17 protein-coding genes are annotated in these 17647 nt (G+C 44.3%); 10 read left to right on the top strand and 7 right to left on the bottom strand.

The genetic code is table 11. The features are described 5' to 3' along the window. The first annotated feature begins 96 nt into the window (after nt 1–96). Together MHH25_RS22355 and MHH25_RS22350 are read left to right on the top strand one after the other, a co-directional pair. Nucleotides 97–813, top strand: coding sequence for an expansin EXLX1 family cellulose-binding protein (locus MHH25_RS22355; protein ID WP_036668609.1), 717 nt, complete (start codon nt 97–99; stop codon nt 811–813). 109 nt (nt 814–922) lie between these two features. Next, nucleotides 923–1870 (top strand): alpha/beta hydrolase, encoded by a 948-nt coding sequence (locus MHH25_RS22350; RefSeq protein ID WP_340018114.1) that lies wholly within the window; start codon nt 923–925, stop codon nt 1868–1870. A gap of 69 nt (nt 1871–1939) precedes the next feature. Here the strand turns inward: MHH25_RS22350 and MHH25_RS22345 are convergent, their stop codons facing one another. Beyond that, nucleotides 1940–2818, bottom strand: coding sequence for a PhzF family phenazine biosynthesis protein (locus MHH25_RS22345; protein ID WP_340018112.1), 879 nt, complete (start codon nt 2816–2818; stop codon nt 1940–1942). A 196-nt stretch (nt 2819–3014) separates the two neighbouring features. On the opposite strand from MHH25_RS22345, the gene MHH25_RS22340 reads away from it, so the two are divergent. Then, complete coding sequence (locus MHH25_RS22340; protein ID WP_340018110.1) at nt 3015–3941, top strand: NADP-dependent oxidoreductase; 927 nt, start codon at nt 3015–3017, stop codon at nt 3939–3941. Here the strand turns inward: MHH25_RS22340 and MHH25_RS22335 are convergent. Next, entirely contained in the window at nt 3925–4560 is a 636-nt protein-coding gene (locus MHH25_RS22335) for a type 1 glutamine amidotransferase family protein (protein WP_340020534.1), read from the bottom strand. The two genes, MHH25_RS22340 and MHH25_RS22335, sit on opposite strands and share 17 nt — an antisense overlap. 200 nt (nt 4561–4760) lie before the next feature. On the opposite strand from MHH25_RS22335, the gene MHH25_RS22330 reads away from it, so the two are divergent. The 3 genes from MHH25_RS22330 (at nt 4761) to MHH25_RS22320 (ending at nt 6485) form a co-directional block, all read left to right on the top strand. After that, nucleotides 4761–5498, top strand: a complete 738-nt coding sequence (locus MHH25_RS22330; protein WP_340018109.1) for a cyclase family protein — start codon at nt 4761–4763, stop codon at nt 5496–5498. Between the two features lie 248 nt (nt 5499–5746). After that, nucleotides 5747–5962: a hypothetical protein gene (locus MHH25_RS22325; protein WP_340020533.1), complete on the top strand. Its 216-nt coding sequence runs from the start codon at nt 5747–5749 to the stop codon at nt 5960–5962. 64 nt (nt 5963–6026) lie between these two features. Continuing rightward, nucleotides 6027–6485: a GNAT family N-acetyltransferase gene (locus MHH25_RS22320; RefSeq protein WP_047843914.1), complete on the top strand. Its 459-nt coding sequence runs from the start codon at nt 6027–6029 to the stop codon at nt 6483–6485. Nucleotides 6486–6748: 263 nt separating this feature from the next. Here MHH25_RS22320 and MHH25_RS22315 read toward each other — a convergent pair whose 3' ends face one another. After that, nucleotides 6749–6949, bottom strand: coding sequence for a hypothetical protein (locus tag MHH25_RS22315; protein WP_026080945.1), 201 nt, complete (start codon nt 6947–6949; stop codon nt 6749–6751). Between the two features lie 207 nt (nt 6950–7156). On the opposite strand from MHH25_RS22315, the gene MHH25_RS22310 reads away from it, so the two are divergent. From MHH25_RS22310 to MHH25_RS22300, 3 genes are all read left to right on the top strand, one after another. After that, nucleotides 7157–7612: a hypothetical protein gene (locus MHH25_RS22310; protein ID WP_340018108.1), complete on the top strand. Its 456-nt coding sequence runs from the start codon at nt 7157–7159 to the stop codon at nt 7610–7612. 548 nt (nt 7613–8160) lie between these two features. Next, a complete protein-coding gene (locus MHH25_RS22305) occupies nt 8161–9168 on the top strand; it encodes an ROK family protein (RefSeq protein WP_340018107.1) in 1008 nt (335 codons plus the stop codon). A gap of 61 nt (nt 9169–9229) precedes the next feature. Further along, on the top strand, nt 9230–9871 hold the full coding sequence (locus MHH25_RS22300; protein WP_340018105.1) for a sugar O-acetyltransferase: 642 nt from the start codon (nt 9230–9232) through the stop codon (nt 9869–9871). A 62-nt stretch (nt 9872–9933) separates the two neighbouring features. Here the strand turns inward: MHH25_RS22300 and MHH25_RS22295 are convergent, their stop codons facing one another. From MHH25_RS22295 to MHH25_RS22285, 3 genes are all read right to left on the bottom strand, one after another. After that, entirely contained in the window at nt 9934–11754 is a 1821-nt protein-coding gene (locus tag MHH25_RS22295) for an ABC transporter substrate-binding protein (RefSeq protein ID WP_340018104.1), read from the bottom strand. A gap of 77 nt (nt 11755–11831) precedes the next feature. After that, nucleotides 11832–13343 carry an ABC transporter permease gene (locus MHH25_RS22290; protein ID WP_253502444.1) on the bottom strand — a complete coding sequence of 504 codons (1512 nt, stop codon included), beginning with the start codon at nt 13341–13343 and terminating at the stop codon, nt 11832–11834. Nucleotides 13344–13379: 36 nt separating this feature from the next. Further along, on the bottom strand, nt 13380–14822 hold the full coding sequence (locus MHH25_RS22285) for an ABC transporter permease subunit (RefSeq protein ID WP_340018103.1): 1443 nt from the start codon (nt 14820–14822) through the stop codon (nt 13380–13382). Nucleotides 14823–14972: 150 nt separating this feature from the next. Here MHH25_RS22285 and MHH25_RS22280 point away from each other — a divergent pair, with 150 nt between their 5' ends. Then, entirely contained in the window at nt 14973–16724 is a 1752-nt protein-coding gene (locus MHH25_RS22280) for an ABC transporter ATP-binding protein (protein ID WP_340018102.1), read from the top strand. Between the two features lie 114 nt (nt 16725–16838). Here MHH25_RS22280 and MHH25_RS22275 read toward each other — a convergent pair whose 3' ends face one another. Then, entirely contained in the window at nt 16839–17618 is a 780-nt protein-coding gene (locus MHH25_RS22275) for a hypothetical protein (protein ID WP_340018101.1), read from the bottom strand. Between the last annotated feature and the right edge of the window lie 29 nt (nt 17619–17647).

The raw sequence follows: 17647 nt of genomic DNA, 5'->3' as shown, positions 1-17647 counted from the left end.
AGGTTATTCTGTCATCGGAGTGGCAAGTGTAAATATTCTTTAGTTCAACTTATGTTTCAATGTAACAGAAGTTAGAATGACGAGGAGGAATAGCTTATGAACAAGAAAAGTAGATTTCAACGGTTAAAATGGGCCGGTACAGGGATGTTGCTCAGTCTCGTATTATTTGCTCTACCTGCATCTGCTGCATGGAATGATACATATCAGGGTTACGCGACGTATACAGGCTCAGGTTACTCGGGAGGTGCGGTGTTGCTTGATCCCATCCCGGCGGACATGAAGATTACTGCACTTAATCCGTTCCAACTCAATTATAACGGTGTCAAAGCCGCTTTAGCGGGAGCCTATCTCGAGGTGCAGGGTCCTAAAGGCAAAACAACGGTCTATGTAACAGACCTCTATCCAGAAGGCGCCAGCGGAGCGCTGGATCTCTCACCGAATGCTTTTAACCTGATCGGTGACCCAAAGGCAGGTAAAATCGATATCAGCTGGAAAGTGGTCAAAGCTCCAATTCAAGGCAACGTCTCCTATCGGATCAAGGAAGGCAGCAGTCAGTGGTGGGCAGCCATTCAGGTTCGTAATCACAAATATCCGGTGCTGAAGTTCGAAGTGAAACAGAAGGATGGCACGTGGCTCAATCTTGAAAAGCAAGACTATAATCATTTCCTCGGAACTGGACTGGGCAAAGAAAAATTAAACGTTCGTATTACCGATATTCGCGGTCAGGTATTAAATGACACGATCCCAGCTCTGCCTAATGATGGGTCAGGTGGTGCATATATCGTACCGGGCAATGTACAGTTTCCCGATTGACAGATATACGGAGTTGTTATAAAAAGAAGTATGGTCATAGACGTATTCTTAACGAAAAGTCGTACACTGTACGGCTTTTTTTGTATACAAAAAGAGGAGAATGTAACGTATGAAAAAAAGTTTGCCTTCATATCAGACAACACATCCCTATTGGAAACAGTATCAGGCCTTTTTCCCGGAAGAAGTGAGGTTAGGGGAGCATACAGCTCCTGAGGAAGAATGGTGGGAGTCAAATGGGGTTCATCTGCATATCGATCGCTTGCCTGCGTCGGAGTCTTCAATCAAAATTCTGTTCATTCATGGTGCGGGAGGCAATGGCAGGTTGCTCGCTCCGTATGCCCGCATGTTGCAGCGACATGGATACGAGGTGGTATCGCCAGATCTTCCGCCATATGGGTTAAGTTACGCAATGTCTGGTACACGTATTAACTATGAACTATGGATAGAGCTGCTTGTGTCACTTATCGAACGGGAACACAAAAAAGATGGCAAGCCAATCGTTGTATTGGGAAGTAGCATCGGAGGGATGCTTGCCTATCACACAAGTGCACGCAGCAAGCGTGTTAAGGGTTTGATCGCAACTACATTTGTAGATACGAGTAATCAGGAAATGCGAGATCAGCTTGCACCGAATCGTCTGGTAAGCCGGGCGGGAAAACGGATGATGGATCTGTTCCCTGGTCTGCTGGATCATGTACGTATTTCGGTCAAACAGGTATCCCGAATGCAACTGATTACTAATAACAAGGACTTAACCCGGCTTATTATGAATGATCCACAAGCGGCAGCTACACGTATTCCGTTGGAATTATTAAGAACATTCCTTAATAAAAAACCGGAGGTAAGCCCGGAACAGTTCAGCCAGTGTCCGGTTCTGTTGGTTCACCCTGAACTGGACCCCATGACACCGATCAGGTTCAGCCAATCTTTTTTTGATCGTCTGGTGGTAGACAAGGAATGTGTGATCTTGGAAGGGGCAGGTCATTTTCCTATAGAGCAGCCAGGGCTGAACCAGTTGGAGGTAGCGGTACTACGATTTTTACAACAAATTCAATGATGACCACAGGCTACTACACTGCTTCGCATAAGATAGTTTACATATCCTACGTACATAAAACACCTCCCACTAAGGGAGGTGTATTTGAATGTTCTCGATATTAACTGCGCTACCGCCAACCTGAATCTGTGTGATTTCATTAGAGCTGTCCAGTGTTAATCTGGCTCGGATCTCAGAGGGGCGGTTCATGGTATACCCTTGTCTGATCGTGTACGTGTGAAGATGAGGATCTGAAAGCTGGTTGTACTGGGATAAATAACAGAGCATTGCACCATTGGATGTGCCAGTTGCGCTCTCTTCCGGTATATCATAAAGCGGTGCAAAATTACGGCATTCTGCCAGAACGTCCATATCATCTGATTCGAGTGTAAACACGTGATAACCTATGGCATGATGAGCCTTGCTTATTTCAGTGATACGCTGGAAGTCAGGGTCGATTTTGGTCAGAACATCAACATCCCTAACAGCTATCAGGATATCGGGTAGCCCGGTAGACACAATCTGTACAGGTAGCTCGGAATGCAAATCCTCCATAGAAATACGTAACGAATCGGCAATCTGCTGTCGATCCACGATCTCCCCATACTCCGGCAACGTCTGAGACAGATAGACTTCTCCATTGACTTCGATATCAACTTTAAGAATTCCGGCCAGTGTCTCCAGTGTATATGTACCAACATTAACAAGCTGCTGTGTCTTCATTAGATAAAATAATGCAATTGTGGCATGTCCACATAGATCGACTTCATCACTTGGGGTGAAATAACGCACTTTGAAATCAGCCTGATCCGATGGCATAACAAATGCAGTCTCTGAAAAACCGACTTGTCTGGCAATCTCCTGCATCTGGGTTTCAGACAAATACGCTGCTTGTAAAACAACACCTGCGGGGTTTCCGCCATGAGCCTTGTCCGAAAATGCATGTAATGTACTTACTTCTACTTCCATCGTGTTACCTCGCTTGTTCAGTTATTGGGTTAAGATTTAACGTAATCGATAATCGACATTATATCACGATTGTTGAACGGGCTTGTGAATCCCAGATTGCTGTGAATTTTGAATGATTAGGTCAAGTGATCGCTGGGAAAGGGTAATGAAGGGAGAGAGAGTATAACGATAATCAATGGAAAGGCTGGGATTTCTAATGAAAGCAATTGTGATTGAGGAATTTGGTGGAGCGGAACAATTGAAGGAACAAGAAGTAGCCAAGCCAACATGTGGAGTTAATCAGGTATTAATCCAAACGTATGCCACGTCGGTGAATCCGGTAGACTTCAAAATCAGACAAGGTTATATGAAAGAAGCAGCGGAGAATTTTCCGTTGATTCTGGGCGGCGATGTTGCCGGTATTGTGGCTGAAGCAGGCTCAAATGTCACGCGGTTCAGAGAAGGTGATCGGGTATTTGCGCGTCCGCGTCAATTCGGAACCTATGCAGAATATGTTGCTGTTGATGCAGATATTATTGCCCGTATACCGGAGCAACTGAGTTTCGAGGAAGCAGCAGCGATCCCGCTAGCTGCGATGACGGCATGGCAGGCACTTGTGGATCACGGACGTTTAGGCAAAGGGCAGAAGGTACTCATTCATGCTGGTGCAGGTGGTGTGGGAACGTATGCCATTCAGATCGCCAAGTCCCTCGGCGCTGAAGTGGCTTCCACGGCGAGTGAATCAAACGAAGCGTTGCTTCTTTCGTTGGGTGTAGAACATTTTATCAACTATAAAAAAGAAGATTTCTCGGAGATTCTCTCCGGTTATGATGTTGTGCTGGACACCATGGGCGGTGATATTCAGCGCGATAGCTTCAAGGTGTTAAAGTCTGGCGGGCATTTGGTATCCTTGGTGGAACAACCGGATGAGAAGCTTGCCAAGGAAGCCGGAGTAACGGCCAACGTCTTCATGATGGAGCCCAAAGGGGATCAACTGGATCAGCTGGCTGAACTGGCTGCGGAAGGCAAGCTCAAATCGATTATTGATGGAACGTACCCGCTAACTCAACAGGGAGTAAGGGAAGCGCATGAGAAGAGTGAAACCCATCATACCCGCGGGAAACTGGTTATTCAGGTGCAATAGAATTCATTAACTCGTAGAAGTATTTGGACTCATGAGTCTGATATAGATTGTACCAGGCCTGTAAGGTTTCTGGTGTATAGACATTCAACAGCTTCAACACATGCATTGTGAATTCTAACGGAGCTATTCCAGATGCAGTAACTAGATTTCCATCGGTTACTGCAGGCTCCGTTACATAATAGGTTTCTCCAGTATAATCTGGGCATATCATCTTCAGGTATTCTAAATCATTGCTTGTATGCTGTCTCGAATCCAGTATTCCTATTTTTGCAAGTGCAACTGTCGCACCGCAAATCGCCGCAATAACCGTACCCTCTTCTATAGAGGTAGCAACTTTTTTCAATAGGGGATCATGGATGGTGTCCATCCAGGTGTTTCCTCCTGGAAGCATGATGACATCGTCACCTTTCAATGTACATTCATCAATAGAAATATGAGGAAGGATGTTCAATCCGCCCATGGTAGTTACCGGATGTTTATCCACGCCTACGGTTACGACCTGTAAAGGCTTGATCTCTTTCCTGAAATACCTTCCCGAGTTCAATTCAGCAGTTAGATAACCTACCTCCCAGTCTGCCATCGTATCAAATACATATAGATATACGTTCTTCGTTTGCATCATACATGCTCCTTTTGTTTTCATGATTGAATGGATTACTCTTGTATTATAAATTAACTTCACTGACATCTACGGTCAGTGAAGTTTTTAAATTTGAAAATTAACAGCCCTAAAAACCAATATAGGGACTGCTCCCCAATTGTAGTGGAATAAGATATAATAGGAGAAATTTATTCCATTTTGTGCATGAGGTGATTAGGATGTCCAACGAACTCATTCAAGCCATTCAATTGTTAAAAGAAAAGAAATGGGTGGATCTGACCCATACGTTTGGTCCAGGCTCTCCACATTTTTCAGCTTTTGAGGCAGCACAATTCGATACACTGTTTGATCACGATCAAGGTTTCTTTGCCCAGAGCTTTAAGTTCCCGGGTCAATACGGGACACATCTTGATGCGCCGATCCACTTCGTTCGGGATACGCGGTATCTGGATGAACTAGGTTTGAAGGAGCTTGTGCTCCCGCTTGTGGTCATTGACGAGTCTGCCGAAGTAGAGAACAATCCGGATTTCACACTGAATGTGGAGCATATTCTTGAATTTGAAAGAGAGCATGGCGTGATTGAAGCTGGAAGCTTTGTAGCCTTACGTACCGATTGGAGCAAACGCTGGCCTAACCATGAAACATTTGATAACAAGGATGATGAAGGCAACAGTCATGCACCCGGATGGTCGGTTAGTGCGCTCATGTTTTTATTTGAGGAAAGAAAGGTACAGGCGATCGGTCATGAAACCTTTGATACGGATTCCGCCGTGGATTATCAGAAGAATGGAGCACTTCTGGCAGAATATTATGTACTTGCCCAGGATACATATCAGGTCGAGCTGTTAACAAACCTGGATCAGGTGCCGGCCAAGGGCGCTGTTATTTTCAATATTGTACCCAAAGCGGAGAAAGCTTCTGGTTTCCCAGTCCGGTCTTTTGCCATTTTGCCGTAAAACGGGGTAGATCAAAAGCTGAAATAGATAAATCCGGCACAGAACTCAGAATGATACTCAAGCAGACAGCCGGCTAAATAGTCGGCTGTCTTTCAACTAACGGGCAGAATAGTTGAAAAAGGTATTTTAATTTAAACCTCGAATATTTAATGTAATCGGATAGCTAAAAATTTGATGATAGACAGGAGTTAGATACGATGATATAAGGTTTCGGAGGAGTATTTTGGAGAACTAAGAATCTTGAAGTTATAAAAAAAGGTACAGTCTTTATCGAGAATGACAGTTATTTTCCAACAGAACAACAAGTGATGTTAAATTTCCAAGTACATAATCTAAACGAGACTATGAAGCATCTTGAACAGATTAGTGTACTTCTTGCAAAGAAAAAAGAGACTAGTGAATTTGGAAAGTTTATTTTGAATGAAGTTCCTGAAGGTCGACTTGTCGAGCTTTGGGAGAAATAACGGCATTAATTTTAAGATTAGAACAGGTATTCCATAATTTATATTATATATAAGGGGTAAGTGTATGCAGATTAGAGCTTTTCAAGAGTCCGATAAAGATTTCATTGTAAGTCTGGCTTTACGATTTATGGACTTTGAGCTGATGAGCTGGCGTGATCCAGACAAAATGGAAGAATCACAGCTCAGCCTAGCCCAAGAATCAGTAGACAATCTTTCTCCTGGTACTGAGATTTTTGTGGCGGAAGATGAAACAGGAGAGCTACTGGGTTTCCTTGAAGTACAGCCGCATAAAGATAAATTGAACGATATAGAACAAGGCTATATTGTGGCGATTGCGGTTTCTCCACAAGGAGAAGGAAAAGGGGTCGGCAAGGGACTCATGACCAAAGCAGAAGAGTGGTCAAGGCAAAAAGGCTATCGACAGCTTATACTGAATGTCTTTAACAATAACCTTCGTGCCGTAAATTTCTATAAGCATTTAAATTATGAAATTGAAGTTGTGAAGATGGTAAAAGAGCTATAGAGACCCTTACTTATAAGCTAACGGGAAACGTTAGTTCATAAAGCACGGGGCAGACTGCAGGTTGGCAGGCTGCTCTTTTTTCATTTAGCTAACTGGTAACAGGTAAGTAAGCTTATCAGGAACCAAGTCCAGCTAGGATTTGACCTATTGAAACAAAAAATTGTATTTTGGCAAACTTATGGGTTAAGTCACAACTAACAAATTCTAAATGATTCAAATATGTAAATAGCAAGGGAGGCGTATTCCGCCTCCTTTTTATGTTGTTACTTTTGATCCGAGTGAGGATCTTGATTAAATCTTTGAGAGATTTTTTTCTCTGTTTTCTTACGCCGTATCCAGCGCTTGAGTATGCCTTCTTCTTTGCGTTCTTGCAGTGTTTCCTTCAAACCTTGAATCATAAATTCCGATCTTCGTCTGTCATCCCGACTAATCTCGCGTAATTCCTTAATAAATTTGTCGTCCATATCTGCCTCTCGCTTATTCAGGATAATTTCATTATACCGAACGTACGTTCTTTTATCAAGTTTTTCCATTACGAATGATTTTCGAGATCAATATAGTGAAAAGAAGCACAGGAACAATACGTTTCATGTGTGAGAATGGTACTAGAGGGTTTGAGCATAGTCCTCCATATATGAAGTTGAGAAACGAGAGAACGGAAGGAGCAATTCATGATGAAGCAGCGTATAGGCAGATCGTGGTTACTCATTTTGATGCATGGAATGCTGGGAATTGGGGCGATTGTTGGAGGCGTCATTTTAATCATAGACCCATCCGGAAGTATGGTGAATTTGCCCGCATCTTTGTTGGGGAATTCTCCGTTTGCCAGTTTTTTGTTCCCGGGGATCATCCTATTGCTGGTACTTGGCGTGATGCCTACAATAATTGCTATTTCGCTCATCCGCTACGTTCATTGGGGGCTGGGTGAGAGACTGAATCTCTATCCTGACCGCTATTGGGCTTGGACTTTTTCGTTGTATACGGGGTTTGCTCTCATCATCTGGATTATGGCGCAGGTGTACTGGATTCAGGATGTCTCTATCATTCACTTGGTCTATTTTGCATGGGGAGTGGGTATTCAAGTTGTGACCTTATTGCCCGGGGTACAGCGAATCTATTCGAAATAAACTGCTTGTATATTGAACAAACGGCTGCCGAAAGAATCGTTGAATGATTCTTTCGGCAGTTATTTTTTATGGACATCGAGATAATACGCGTTGTTGTAGTCTTGTTGTCCACATGTTCCTTGGACTGAAAAGGGCTCGGATAAATCTAAATCATATTGACAAAGAACTATTATCCTCGCATACTTACGTAATATACTTTATAAAGTCTGTTTATTAACTAGAGGAATAGTCACATGTGGTAAGTATCACAAAATCATAATCCGCATGAAACAGGGAGGTAAGTATGGATGGTCTACGTTATTATGGCAGTTATAATCTGGGCAGGTACCTATGCAAGTATGGCCTTGTCAAAGCAACCGATTGAAGTGAAACCTGTGAAGTCGATGGATGATTTGTTTGAGTGAACAAAGTAGCTCTGCCGATTTCGATCCTTTTCCAGCATGATGGAACTCATGTGTTCGAGTAAGGCATTATGTTATGATATGGTGTGAAATGACATCCATACCATTGCTTTGGCTCAATTGAACCAGAGTAGAAACGAGAGGGTTATGAAAAAAGCCAACGCTACAATGATGAAATACATCAATTTGAACAATGTGCGTGAAGTCATGCAGCAGATCGAGACGGCGACCAAACCGCAATTAGCTTCACTCACCAATCTTAGTGTTGTTACCATTAATGCGCTGATTCAGGAATTATGTGATGGCGGAGAGTTGTTCCAGGATAAAGTGATTCCCTCTAACGGTGGTCGTCCTGCTCAGGCATATCGATATAATTATAATTTCAAGCTTGCTTTGGTTCTTTACATCAAAGAGATGAAAGGCCAGGAATTGATTTCGGCAACGGTCATGAATCTGGAGAATAAGGTTGTGCTGAAGGAAGAGAGTATCTTGCCTGCTTTTGATAAACAGCATATGCTGCAACTTATTGCGCGTTTCATTAAGGAGTATCCCTCCATTGATATGATCGGCATCGGTATTCCAGGGCAAGCTGTGGATGGGGACATCACGGTGAGCAGTCATGAAGAGCTTATCCATTCACATCTGATACGGGAGATCGAGAGCGAGTTCCAACTGAACGTTCTCGTGGAGAATGATGTTAATGCAGCGATTAGCGGATACTGTACACAGCATGCGGATATGAAGGAACAGAGTGTAGCAGGAATTTATTTTCCGAACCGATACCCGCCGGGTATGGGCATGATGTTGAATGGACAGATGATCCGTGGGAAAAACGGGATGTTTGGTGAGATCAAGTATCTTCCTTATTCACCTGATTGGAAACGTGACATGAGCAAAGATGATTTTGTAGTGCAGGTATGTCATATCTTGCAAACGATTAATGCCGTCGTTGCCCCGCACCAGATTGTCATTTATCAGGAACGGGTGGAGAGAGAAGAGCTGGATTTGGCGTGGAAGCAGTACGGGAAGGATCACCCCATGCCGTCATTGCCCGAGATTGTGCATCAGGATTCGTTCCAACATGATTTTGATGCTGGGTTAAGGGGAATGGTGCTTCAGGCGTTGAAGTCAGGCATTCTATCAGAAGCCTTATAACCCACAGGTCATGTCTGTGGCTTTTATTTTATAAGCTAACTCTTGTAGAGGAGGATTCGTGATGCGTGAAGAAGAGAGAATCATGAAGGGCATGTTGTTCAGTCCAAGTGATCCGGAATTAAAGATCATCAAAAGGCGAGCCCATAATCTCAGTCAGCGTTACAGCCAGACCTTTGAAGAACAGACTGAGGAAAGGAATCAGATATTGCAACAGCTACTGGGAGAGATTGGAGAAGGCGGATTCATGCAAGGCCCCATCTTTTTTCATTATGGTGTGCATACCCGAATAGGCGATCACTTCTTCGGTAATTACAATCTGACGATACAAGACGACGCGCAAGTGAAGATCGGGGACTATACCAGTTTTGGACCCAATGTCACGATTGTTACTCCCATTCACCCCATGATTGCCAGCGAGCGGAGACGGATGGTGGACCAGAACGGTGATGTGAAGTCACTATGTTATGCCAAACCGGTCACAATTGGTAACGATGTATGGATCTCGGCAAACGTTACAGTATGCGGGGGCGTAACGATTGGAGACGGCTGTGTAATCGGAGCAGGTAGCGTGGTGACTCGTGATATTCCACCGCATTCTTTTGCAGCAGGCGTACCATGCAAAGTTATTCGCAAAATTACTGATGAAGACAGCATGCGAAACTATCCCGATGTTCTGGCAGATTGCCGTGTGCTGGAAGAATGACAAAAGGCTGCCATCAGGATCAAATAGATGATCCTGATAGCAGCCTTTTTGTTGGTATGCGTTTACTTGGAGGCGTTGTATTTACTCAAGAATTCTTTTACTTTTGCAGGATCAGCTTTCAATTCATTCCCGGTCTGAACGAGCGGGCTTACTGTGGAGTATGCTTTGAGTTTATTGTTCTTGTAGAAACTCAAAATCTCATCCTGATTAATGGAGTACAGCACGGCTTTTCTCAGGTCACTGCTCTTGGCAACTTCACGATTGGCCGTGTTAAACAACAGATAGGAGACAGCGTTACTTGGCAGACTTTGCAGTTTCAGTTTGCTGTCATTTTCGATGATGTCATACTTGGTTTCAGGTACACCGTAGTATAAGTGGATTTCACTGCTGCGAAGAGCAGAGAGTGCGCTGTCTGCATCCGCGATGAATCGGACGTTAACCTGAGCAATTTTTGGCTCATCTTCCGTGCCTTTACGGTAAGCCGGATTTTTTAAGAATACACCTTCATAGTCATTTTTATAAGACAAAATATAAGGTCCGCTAGTATAAAGGGTGTTATTGTATGCTGCGCCTTCAGTCACCGTGTTCTGATCACCGTAAGGAATATCTTTGTTGACGTCAAAGGAAGCTACATCATATGTGTTGATGCTCTCCACCTGTTTTTTGGACACGATACCCGCAGATTGGTGAGCCAGATAGTTCAGTACTTGCGGGAAAGGTTCAGTTGTTGTCAGTTTAACGACCTGATATTTACCTGCGCTATTATCTGCTTTGGTTTTGTCAGTCACGAGTTCTGTAATTTTGCTGCCCAATCCTTGTTCCAATGCTTCGAGGATTGTGCCGTTACCGCTGGATTGTTTGATGGATTGTAATGCACTCAGATCCGTTACAACCTCAGCTTCTTTGATGTGTTCATGCAGACTGTACGTCCGGTGATCCGGAACGGAATCTTTATTTTTAGCACGATCCAGGGAGAAGATCACATCATCTGCACCGACACGTTCTCCTGTATCTACAGCTTTTTTGTTATCAATTTTCGCAAAGTTGATATCGTCTCTGAGAATGAAGTAGTAGTCCGAATTACCTTCAGCAATACTGAAGTTATGGGACAGTGATCCATCTGCTGTCAGCTGATCGTCATCCGTCAAGTTAACGAGACGAACATACATATTGGTGTTCAACTGGTTGATGGAGCCGTCGTTTCCTTTGATGGGATCAAGGGAAGTCAGTACGGATGCACTTTGCGTCAGAATCAAGGGGTCTGTGGCATTTTTGGAGCTGTCCTTGAACTCAATCGGTTCCCAAGCCATGGCGCGGGATTTGGAGAGACGAACGGTGTCGACATTCAGAATGTCTTTGTTCACAGCCTGACTTTTCAGCGAAATGTACAAAGGAGCGATATACGCCTGATCCGTTACCAAGCGATCTTCCAATTGTTTGTACGTGTCTTTGTACTCATCTGGAGTTTGAGTAGCTGCCTGATCGATGAGTTTATCAAGTTCCCCATCGGCAAGGATACTGTAATCTCCACCTGTTTTGAAAAGGGAACGTACCGCATAATCGGGATTTCCCGTTACCGTTGTCCAGCTGGACAAGGCAATGTCATAATTCCCTGCATCCTGCTGGGATTTGAAGCTACCATAATCCGGCTGCAGGTTCAGTTTCACATTGAAGCCGTTTTTAGTCAGCTGGTCGCGCACAATGTTTACATCATTTTCGGAAGAACTCATGGCGAGCAGTTCAATGTCAGCCGGTTTTTGTGCAGTTTCTGTTGTATCCGCTGGTGTGGTCTCCGCCTGGGATTCGGTTTTCGTTTTTACACTGCAACCGGAAATCACAATGACGAGAATTAATAGTAATGAGATCAGTGTACGTTTTTTCATGGGATTACCCTCCATATCTTGAATGTGTGATGTGTGATTTCTTTTTTTCTATATCATTCATTTCAATGACGAATCTTTTATGCCTTTTCCAGCTTGGGATCAAGCGCATCACGCAGACCGTCACCGAGAAAGTTAAACGAAAGAACCAGCAGAATAATAGCCAAGCCTGGATAAATCGCCAGATAAGAGTGGGTCTCCAGGTATGTACTGCCGAGCTTCAGAATGTTACCCCATTCCGGAATATGCGGCTCCACGCCGAGTCCCAGATAACTCAAACTGCTGGTAGCGATAACCGCTCCACCAATCGTGAGTGTGGACTTGATAATCATGGGCGCAAGGGAGTTGGGAATAATGTGTTTGAAAATAATCGTACGATTGTTGTACCCCAGTGCACGTGCAGCTTCCACAAATTCAAAAGTAGATACATAGAGCACACTGGCTCTCATGGTACGGGCGTAAGTTGGGATCGAACCCAGACTCAGCGCCAGAATAAGATTGACCGTATTGGCTCCAAACGCCGCAATAATGGCAATGGCGAGCAGAATTCCTGGAATCGCATAGAGAATATCCAGCAGCCGCATAATGATGTTATCCGTATGCCTTCCGTAGAAACCGGAGAATGCTCCGAGGACTCCACCGATCAACACAGGAATGATGGTCGACATGCAACCTACGATTAAGGAGATCCGGGCACCAAATACAATCCGGGAAAATAAACATCGTCCGAAGTCGTCCGTTCCCAACGGATACGCAAGGGAAGGCGGTTGAAGCAGCGCAGAGTAGTTATTTTCCACAGCCATGCTGTAGTCAAAGGTGAAAAAGCTGCAAATCGATATCGAGAACAGAAAAATGATAAAAAACAAACCGGACATCGCAGTCATATTTGGAGCAAGTCGCTCCCACAGATCATTCCAGAAGTTTGATTTTTGTTTCCCCTGTCTGCGAATACGCCCAATAATGGAGATGCCGAGCAATAGAGCAAATACATTGCCTGTGATCGAGGTCAGAATCAGCACTACACTGACACCGATCATCCAGCGAGGGAGGATAGAGGTCGCGTTATATCGGGATACGATAATCAGTACGACCAGGTCGATGACCAGAATAAATATGAGCACCGCCATGGCTGGCAAAAAGTTATCAGCCACATAAGGTTTGAAAACATTTAACGCAGATACACCGATGACGAACAGCTGGGTTAACAGCATATACACCGCAAAGGTATACTCCACATTCCTGGCTTTTCGAATCAGATGAAAGGCTGCCGTTACGATAAATATATTGCCAGAAAGGATAGCAAGCAGTTGAACCCAGGCTAACCTGCGGGTCAAAGTAGAGATCGTACCCGTACGGATCAAGTCTTTTCGAATCCGAAGGGTGATGACACTTTGGACCAGTGTAAAGAATACATAGATCCCAAGTATTGTTAGCAGAAATGGTTTGAACGTCTGCCCACTCCAGTCATAACTGTTGAACAGCAACAAGGCAGTCAAGAGAAGAGACGTGATCCAGGCGAAGCTCGCCTGACTGTATTCTCGAGAAGACTTAAGCCGGAAACGCATTTCTTGTGTTAAGGACGAGTTTGTCATAATACACCTGCTTTAAGAGGTAGTTCAACACACACTTTAATATTGTTTCATCTTGGAGCGCACTCTTGGATCAATAAAAGCGTACAGCAGATCAACCGCTACATTGATAATGGAGATCGTAATTGCTGTGTAGATTACTCCGCCCATGATACTCGGAATATCGGGGATAAATTGTTTATCCACAATATAACTGCCGAGACCGCTGATATTAAACACTTTCTCCGTCACTGCTGCCCCGCCAAGCATGGCTCCGAATTGAAGCCCAACCACAGTTACGATTGGAATCAATGCATTACGTACAGCGTGTTTCAGCATGACCTGACGTTCGCTTAACCCCTTGGCGCGGGCGGTCATCACATAATCCTCATGAATGACTTCCAGTGTAGAAGACCGGGTCATCCGGGCCACCGCAGCCGTAAGTCCTGTGCCCAGCACAATGGTTGGCATAATGATCGACAGCCAGTTCTGCGGGTTGAAGGTGGCGGGAAGCCACTGTAATTTGATCGAAAAGTTCAGAATGAAAATAAGTCCTTGCCAGAAATTCGGGATCGATAATCCAATCAGAGCGATGAACATAAACGTATAATCGAACCATGAATTAGGCTTAATCGCTGAGATGATACCGATGGGCAATGCGATGACGAGTGCTAGCAGCAGGGAGATGACCGCCAGCGTCAATGTAATTGGAAACTTTCTTGCAATCGTTGCTGTTACGTCTTCATTTCCTGCAAAAGACTTGCCAAGATCGAAGAGAGCAACTCCCTTAATATTGTTCCAGAGCTGTGTAAGATAAGGCTGATCCAAGCCATACACCTGATTGAATGCTGCAATCTGTTCCTGCGTTGCTGTCTCTCCGAGAATGTTAGCTGCCGGGTTGAACGGAGACAGATACAAAATCGTAAATACGAGTGTGGCTACGCCCAGAATGACAAATACCGTCATCAGTATTCTTTCAAATATGTACTTTAGATAAGGATTTCCATACAAAAAGAGGATGCCATACATCAAACAGCCAGGAATAATGGATATCGCGAAAAACCACGGTTTGTCGATAAGGGTGTGGAATGTATCGGCCATTGTAAGAGGTTGACTTCCCTGTTCCTGAAGTATGCGAGAAGTCCGCTCCTTCAACTCTTTCTGAACCGTTTCTTCCAACCATTCCTCGGTCTGACGTCTGAATTCTTCCTCACTGACCTGCTGCTGGAAAAAACGATGTTTGCGTCGTAGCTGTTCTTCGACTTCCAACTTCATCTTGTTCCGATAGGAAGAAGCGAGCAGTTCTTGCTCAGCCGTCTGCCTGGCGGCTACCCAGCCGTCATTTTTTCGATTCGAACGCCATATTAGAAACACGACCAGATTGATCGGTAATCCAAGAATGAACAGAACATATCGGTAGGAAGGATGAAGCAGCATTTTGCCATAAATAAAACTTAAATTGTGCACCAACCGCGAGAGTCTGCTGCTTTCTGCAAGATTCAAACCAAGCGTGCCTCCTTTCATTCAGGTTTAAATTGCATTATTCCGATTGATATAGTATATATTATTTAGGGTCTAAACAATTGTCAAGGAATTAAATGGTATACATATGAGATAAGTGAATGTGAAATACGGATGAGAGCTGGTGATAACATGGAACCTTTATTGAAAGTTAATGATCTATCGGTCTCTTTTCATTCTGGAGAGAGTGAGTTTCATGCAGTACGAGAGGTGAGTTTTGAAGTGCGCAAAGGAGAGACACTAGGCATTGTAGGCGAATCGGGTAGTGGCAAGAGTGTAACCGCACGTTCCATTATGAGGCTTCTTGCATCGCCGCCTTCACAGATGAAAAATGGAGAGATTCTGTTCAAAGGGGTCGATCTGGCGAATAAAACGCAGAAAGAGATGGAGAGCATTCGTGGGCGTGATATTGGCATGATCTTTCAGGACCCGATGAGTTCTCTTAATCCGACTATTAAAGTGGGTAAACAGATCTCCGAAAGTCTAATCAAACATCAGAAGGTGTCAAAAAGGGAAGCCAAGAAACAGGCGATTGCCATGATGGAGCGGGTGGGGATAACTCGTAGTGAAATACGCTACAACCAATATCCACACGAATTCTCCGGAGGCATGCGCCAGCGGGTCATGATCGGTATTGCACTTGCTTGTCGTCCTGAATTACTCATTGCCGATGAGCCGACAACCGCACTTGACGTTACGATTCAGGCACAAATTCTTAATTTGATGAAAGATATGCAGGACCAACTGGGCACATCGATTATCCTGATCACGCATGATTTGGGCGTAGTAGCAGGCATGTGTGATCGGGTTGTTGTTATGAAAGAAGGACAGATTGTGGAAACCGGGACAACAACAGAGATTTTTGCTAATCCCAAACACCCGTATACGATCAGACTTCTGAATGCATTACCACGTCTGGATCAGAAGAAAAAGCCCAAACCGGTATCGTTGGTCCCGAGAGATCTGGAAGACGATCAGCCGTTGCTTGAGGTGAAATCACTCAGACAACATTTTAATCTGGGCAAAGGTAACACCTTAAAGGCGGTTAATGATATCAGTTTCCATATTCGTCAAGGAGAGACACTCGGCGTTGTAGGGGAATCCGGTAGCGGAAAATCAACCACGGGCCGTGCGATTCTGCGATTGCATGAGCCAACAGGTGGAGATGTACTGTTTAAAGGAGTCCCGCTCAATCGTTTGTCGGCTTCGGAGATGAAAACGATGCGTAGACATATGCAAATCATCTTCCAAGACCCCTATGCATCTCTGAATCCCAAAATGAGGATTATGGATATCATTGGAGAAGCGCTTGATATTCATCAACTTGCAGGCACTGCCGCTCAGCGGGAAAAGCGTGTGGAGGAATTGCTGGAGATGGTGGGTCTTGATCCCACCCATGCGCAGCGTTATCCACATGAATTCTCGGGTGGGCAGAGACAGCGGATCGGTATTGCACGAGCTCTGGCTGTGGAACCTGAATTCATCGTATGTGATGAGCCATTGTCTGCACTGGATGTGTCGATACAGGCTCAGATCGTACAATTGCTTGAAGAGTTGCAGCAGCGACTCGGATTGACATATCTCTTCATCGCGCATGACTTGTCCATGGTTAAACATATCAGTGATCGAGTGGCGGTGATGTATAACGGAAAAATTGTAGAGCTGGCCGAGAGTGAAGAACTCTATTCCAACCCGCAACATGCCTACACCAAGGCTTTGCTATCTGCTATTCCCGTGCCTGATCCGGCGGTAGAAGCGAAGAAAAAGAGACATGTTGTGAAAGAAACAACAAGAGAAAATGTTGAAGTAGAGGACCGTTATAATCTGGAACATTCCAAGTGGGTAGAAGTCACGGAAGGGCACTGGGTAGCCATATCTAGTTAGATAGTGCAATATATAGTCTGTTTCATCGACAAAAGAACCCCGACGATGATCTCTACAGATCGTTATCGGGGTTGAGTTATATGTTCTTCGTATAATGGCAGTAATCGAAAGCGATTATTTGAATTGAACCGATTTCTTGATGGTATCAATCTCGGCTTTGGTCTTATCATCCACGTAAGTGAATATGAAGTTGAAAGCATATCCTTCAATAATTGTACTATAGTAATCTTGAGTAACGGTTGAACCGTCACCTGGATCCATCGTGATTTGCATCAGATCCATCTCTTTACCACCGATGGTTTCCGTTGTCATTTCCTTATAATCGTAAGGGAACTGGCTATCCACCATGAATTTTTTGGTTGCTTCCAGGTAGTCTTTACCTGTACGAATGCCTTGCAACAAGCTTACTTTCTCAGCAACCGCAATTGCGGAAGGACCAACTTGGCCTGCATCTAATGGATACTTTGAAGCCATAAGCAGATTCAATGTTTTGGTCTGAGACAATTCAATTTGTTTTTTCTTTGTTTCATCATCACCAGCAATCGCTTCGGATGAAGCACTTGTCAGCTCATTCATGCCTGCAGCATCCTGGAACTCCCAAGCTTCCGGAAATTTCAGAGATACGCCAAAATAGTCATTGGTGTAAGAACCTTTTTCCGTAGTCCCCAGCTCAACGTCTTGTGAATTATCAGTTTCCTTGGACTCTTCGCTTGCTGGTTCTGTGTTCTCTGTTTCTTCTGTATTGGCTGTATCAGAATCAGTACCTGTCGTTGTTTCTGTCGGGGTAGGCTCTTCTGTTGGGGCTGTGTTATCTGCTTTGTCACCGCAAGCGGCTGCAACCAGCATAATCATAATGAGCATGGCGAATAAAGAAGCTTTTTTTGGAATTGTCATATTACCCTCCTGAAATGTGTGTGTTTGTT

Source organism: Paenibacillus sp. FSL H3-0457 (assembly GCF_037981725.1).
Taxonomy (GTDB): Bacteria; Bacillota; Bacilli; order Paenibacillales; family Paenibacillaceae; genus Paenibacillus; species Paenibacillus amylolyticus.
Note: the sequence above shows the minus strand (reverse complement) of the source record. Positions and strands in the feature narration are given on the sequence as shown.

Excerpts from the sequence above, each read along its gene's own strand:
- MHH25_RS22355 (WP_036668609.1), top strand. The coding sequence starts at position 97 with ATGAACAAGAAAAGTAGATTTCAACGGTTAAAATGGGCCGGTACAGGG.
- MHH25_RS22350 (WP_340018114.1), top strand. The coding sequence starts at position 923 with ATGAAAAAAAGTTTGCCTTCATATCAGACAACACATCCCTATTGGAAA.
- MHH25_RS22345 (WP_340018112.1), bottom strand. The coding sequence starts at position 2,818 with ATGGAAGTAGAAGTAAGTACATTACATGCATTTTCGGACAAGGCTCAT.
- MHH25_RS22340 (WP_340018110.1), top strand. The coding sequence starts at position 3,015 with ATGAAAGCAATTGTGATTGAGGAATTTGGTGGAGCGGAACAATTGAAG.
- MHH25_RS22335 (WP_340020534.1), bottom strand. The coding sequence starts at position 4,560 with ATGCAAACGAAGAACGTATATCTATATGTATTTGATACGATGGCAGAC.
- MHH25_RS22330 (WP_340018109.1), top strand. The coding sequence starts at position 4,761 with ATGTCCAACGAACTCATTCAAGCCATTCAATTGTTAAAAGAAAAGAAA.
- MHH25_RS22320 (WP_047843914.1), top strand. The coding sequence starts at position 6,027 with ATGCAGATTAGAGCTTTTCAAGAGTCCGATAAAGATTTCATTGTAAGT.
- MHH25_RS22315 (WP_026080945.1), bottom strand. The coding sequence starts at position 6,949 with ATGGACGACAAATTTATTAAGGAATTACGCGAGATTAGTCGGGATGAC.
- MHH25_RS22310 (WP_340018108.1), top strand. The coding sequence starts at position 7,157 with ATGATGAAGCAGCGTATAGGCAGATCGTGGTTACTCATTTTGATGCAT.
- MHH25_RS22305 (WP_340018107.1), top strand. The coding sequence starts at position 8,161 with ATGAAAAAAGCCAACGCTACAATGATGAAATACATCAATTTGAACAAT.
- MHH25_RS22300 (WP_340018105.1), top strand. The coding sequence starts at position 9,230 with ATGCGTGAAGAAGAGAGAATCATGAAGGGCATGTTGTTCAGTCCAAGT.
- MHH25_RS22295 (WP_340018104.1), bottom strand. The coding sequence starts at position 11,754 with ATGAAAAAACGTACACTGATCTCATTACTATTAATTCTCGTCATTGTG.
- MHH25_RS22290 (WP_253502444.1), bottom strand. The coding sequence starts at position 13,343 with ATGACAAACTCGTCCTTAACACAAGAAATGCGTTTCCGGCTTAAGTCT.
- MHH25_RS22280 (WP_340018102.1), top strand. The coding sequence starts at position 14,973 with ATGGAACCTTTATTGAAAGTTAATGATCTATCGGTCTCTTTTCATTCT.
- MHH25_RS22275 (WP_340018101.1), bottom strand. The coding sequence starts at position 17,618 with ATGACAATTCCAAAAAAAGCTTCTTTATTCGCCATGCTCATTATGATT.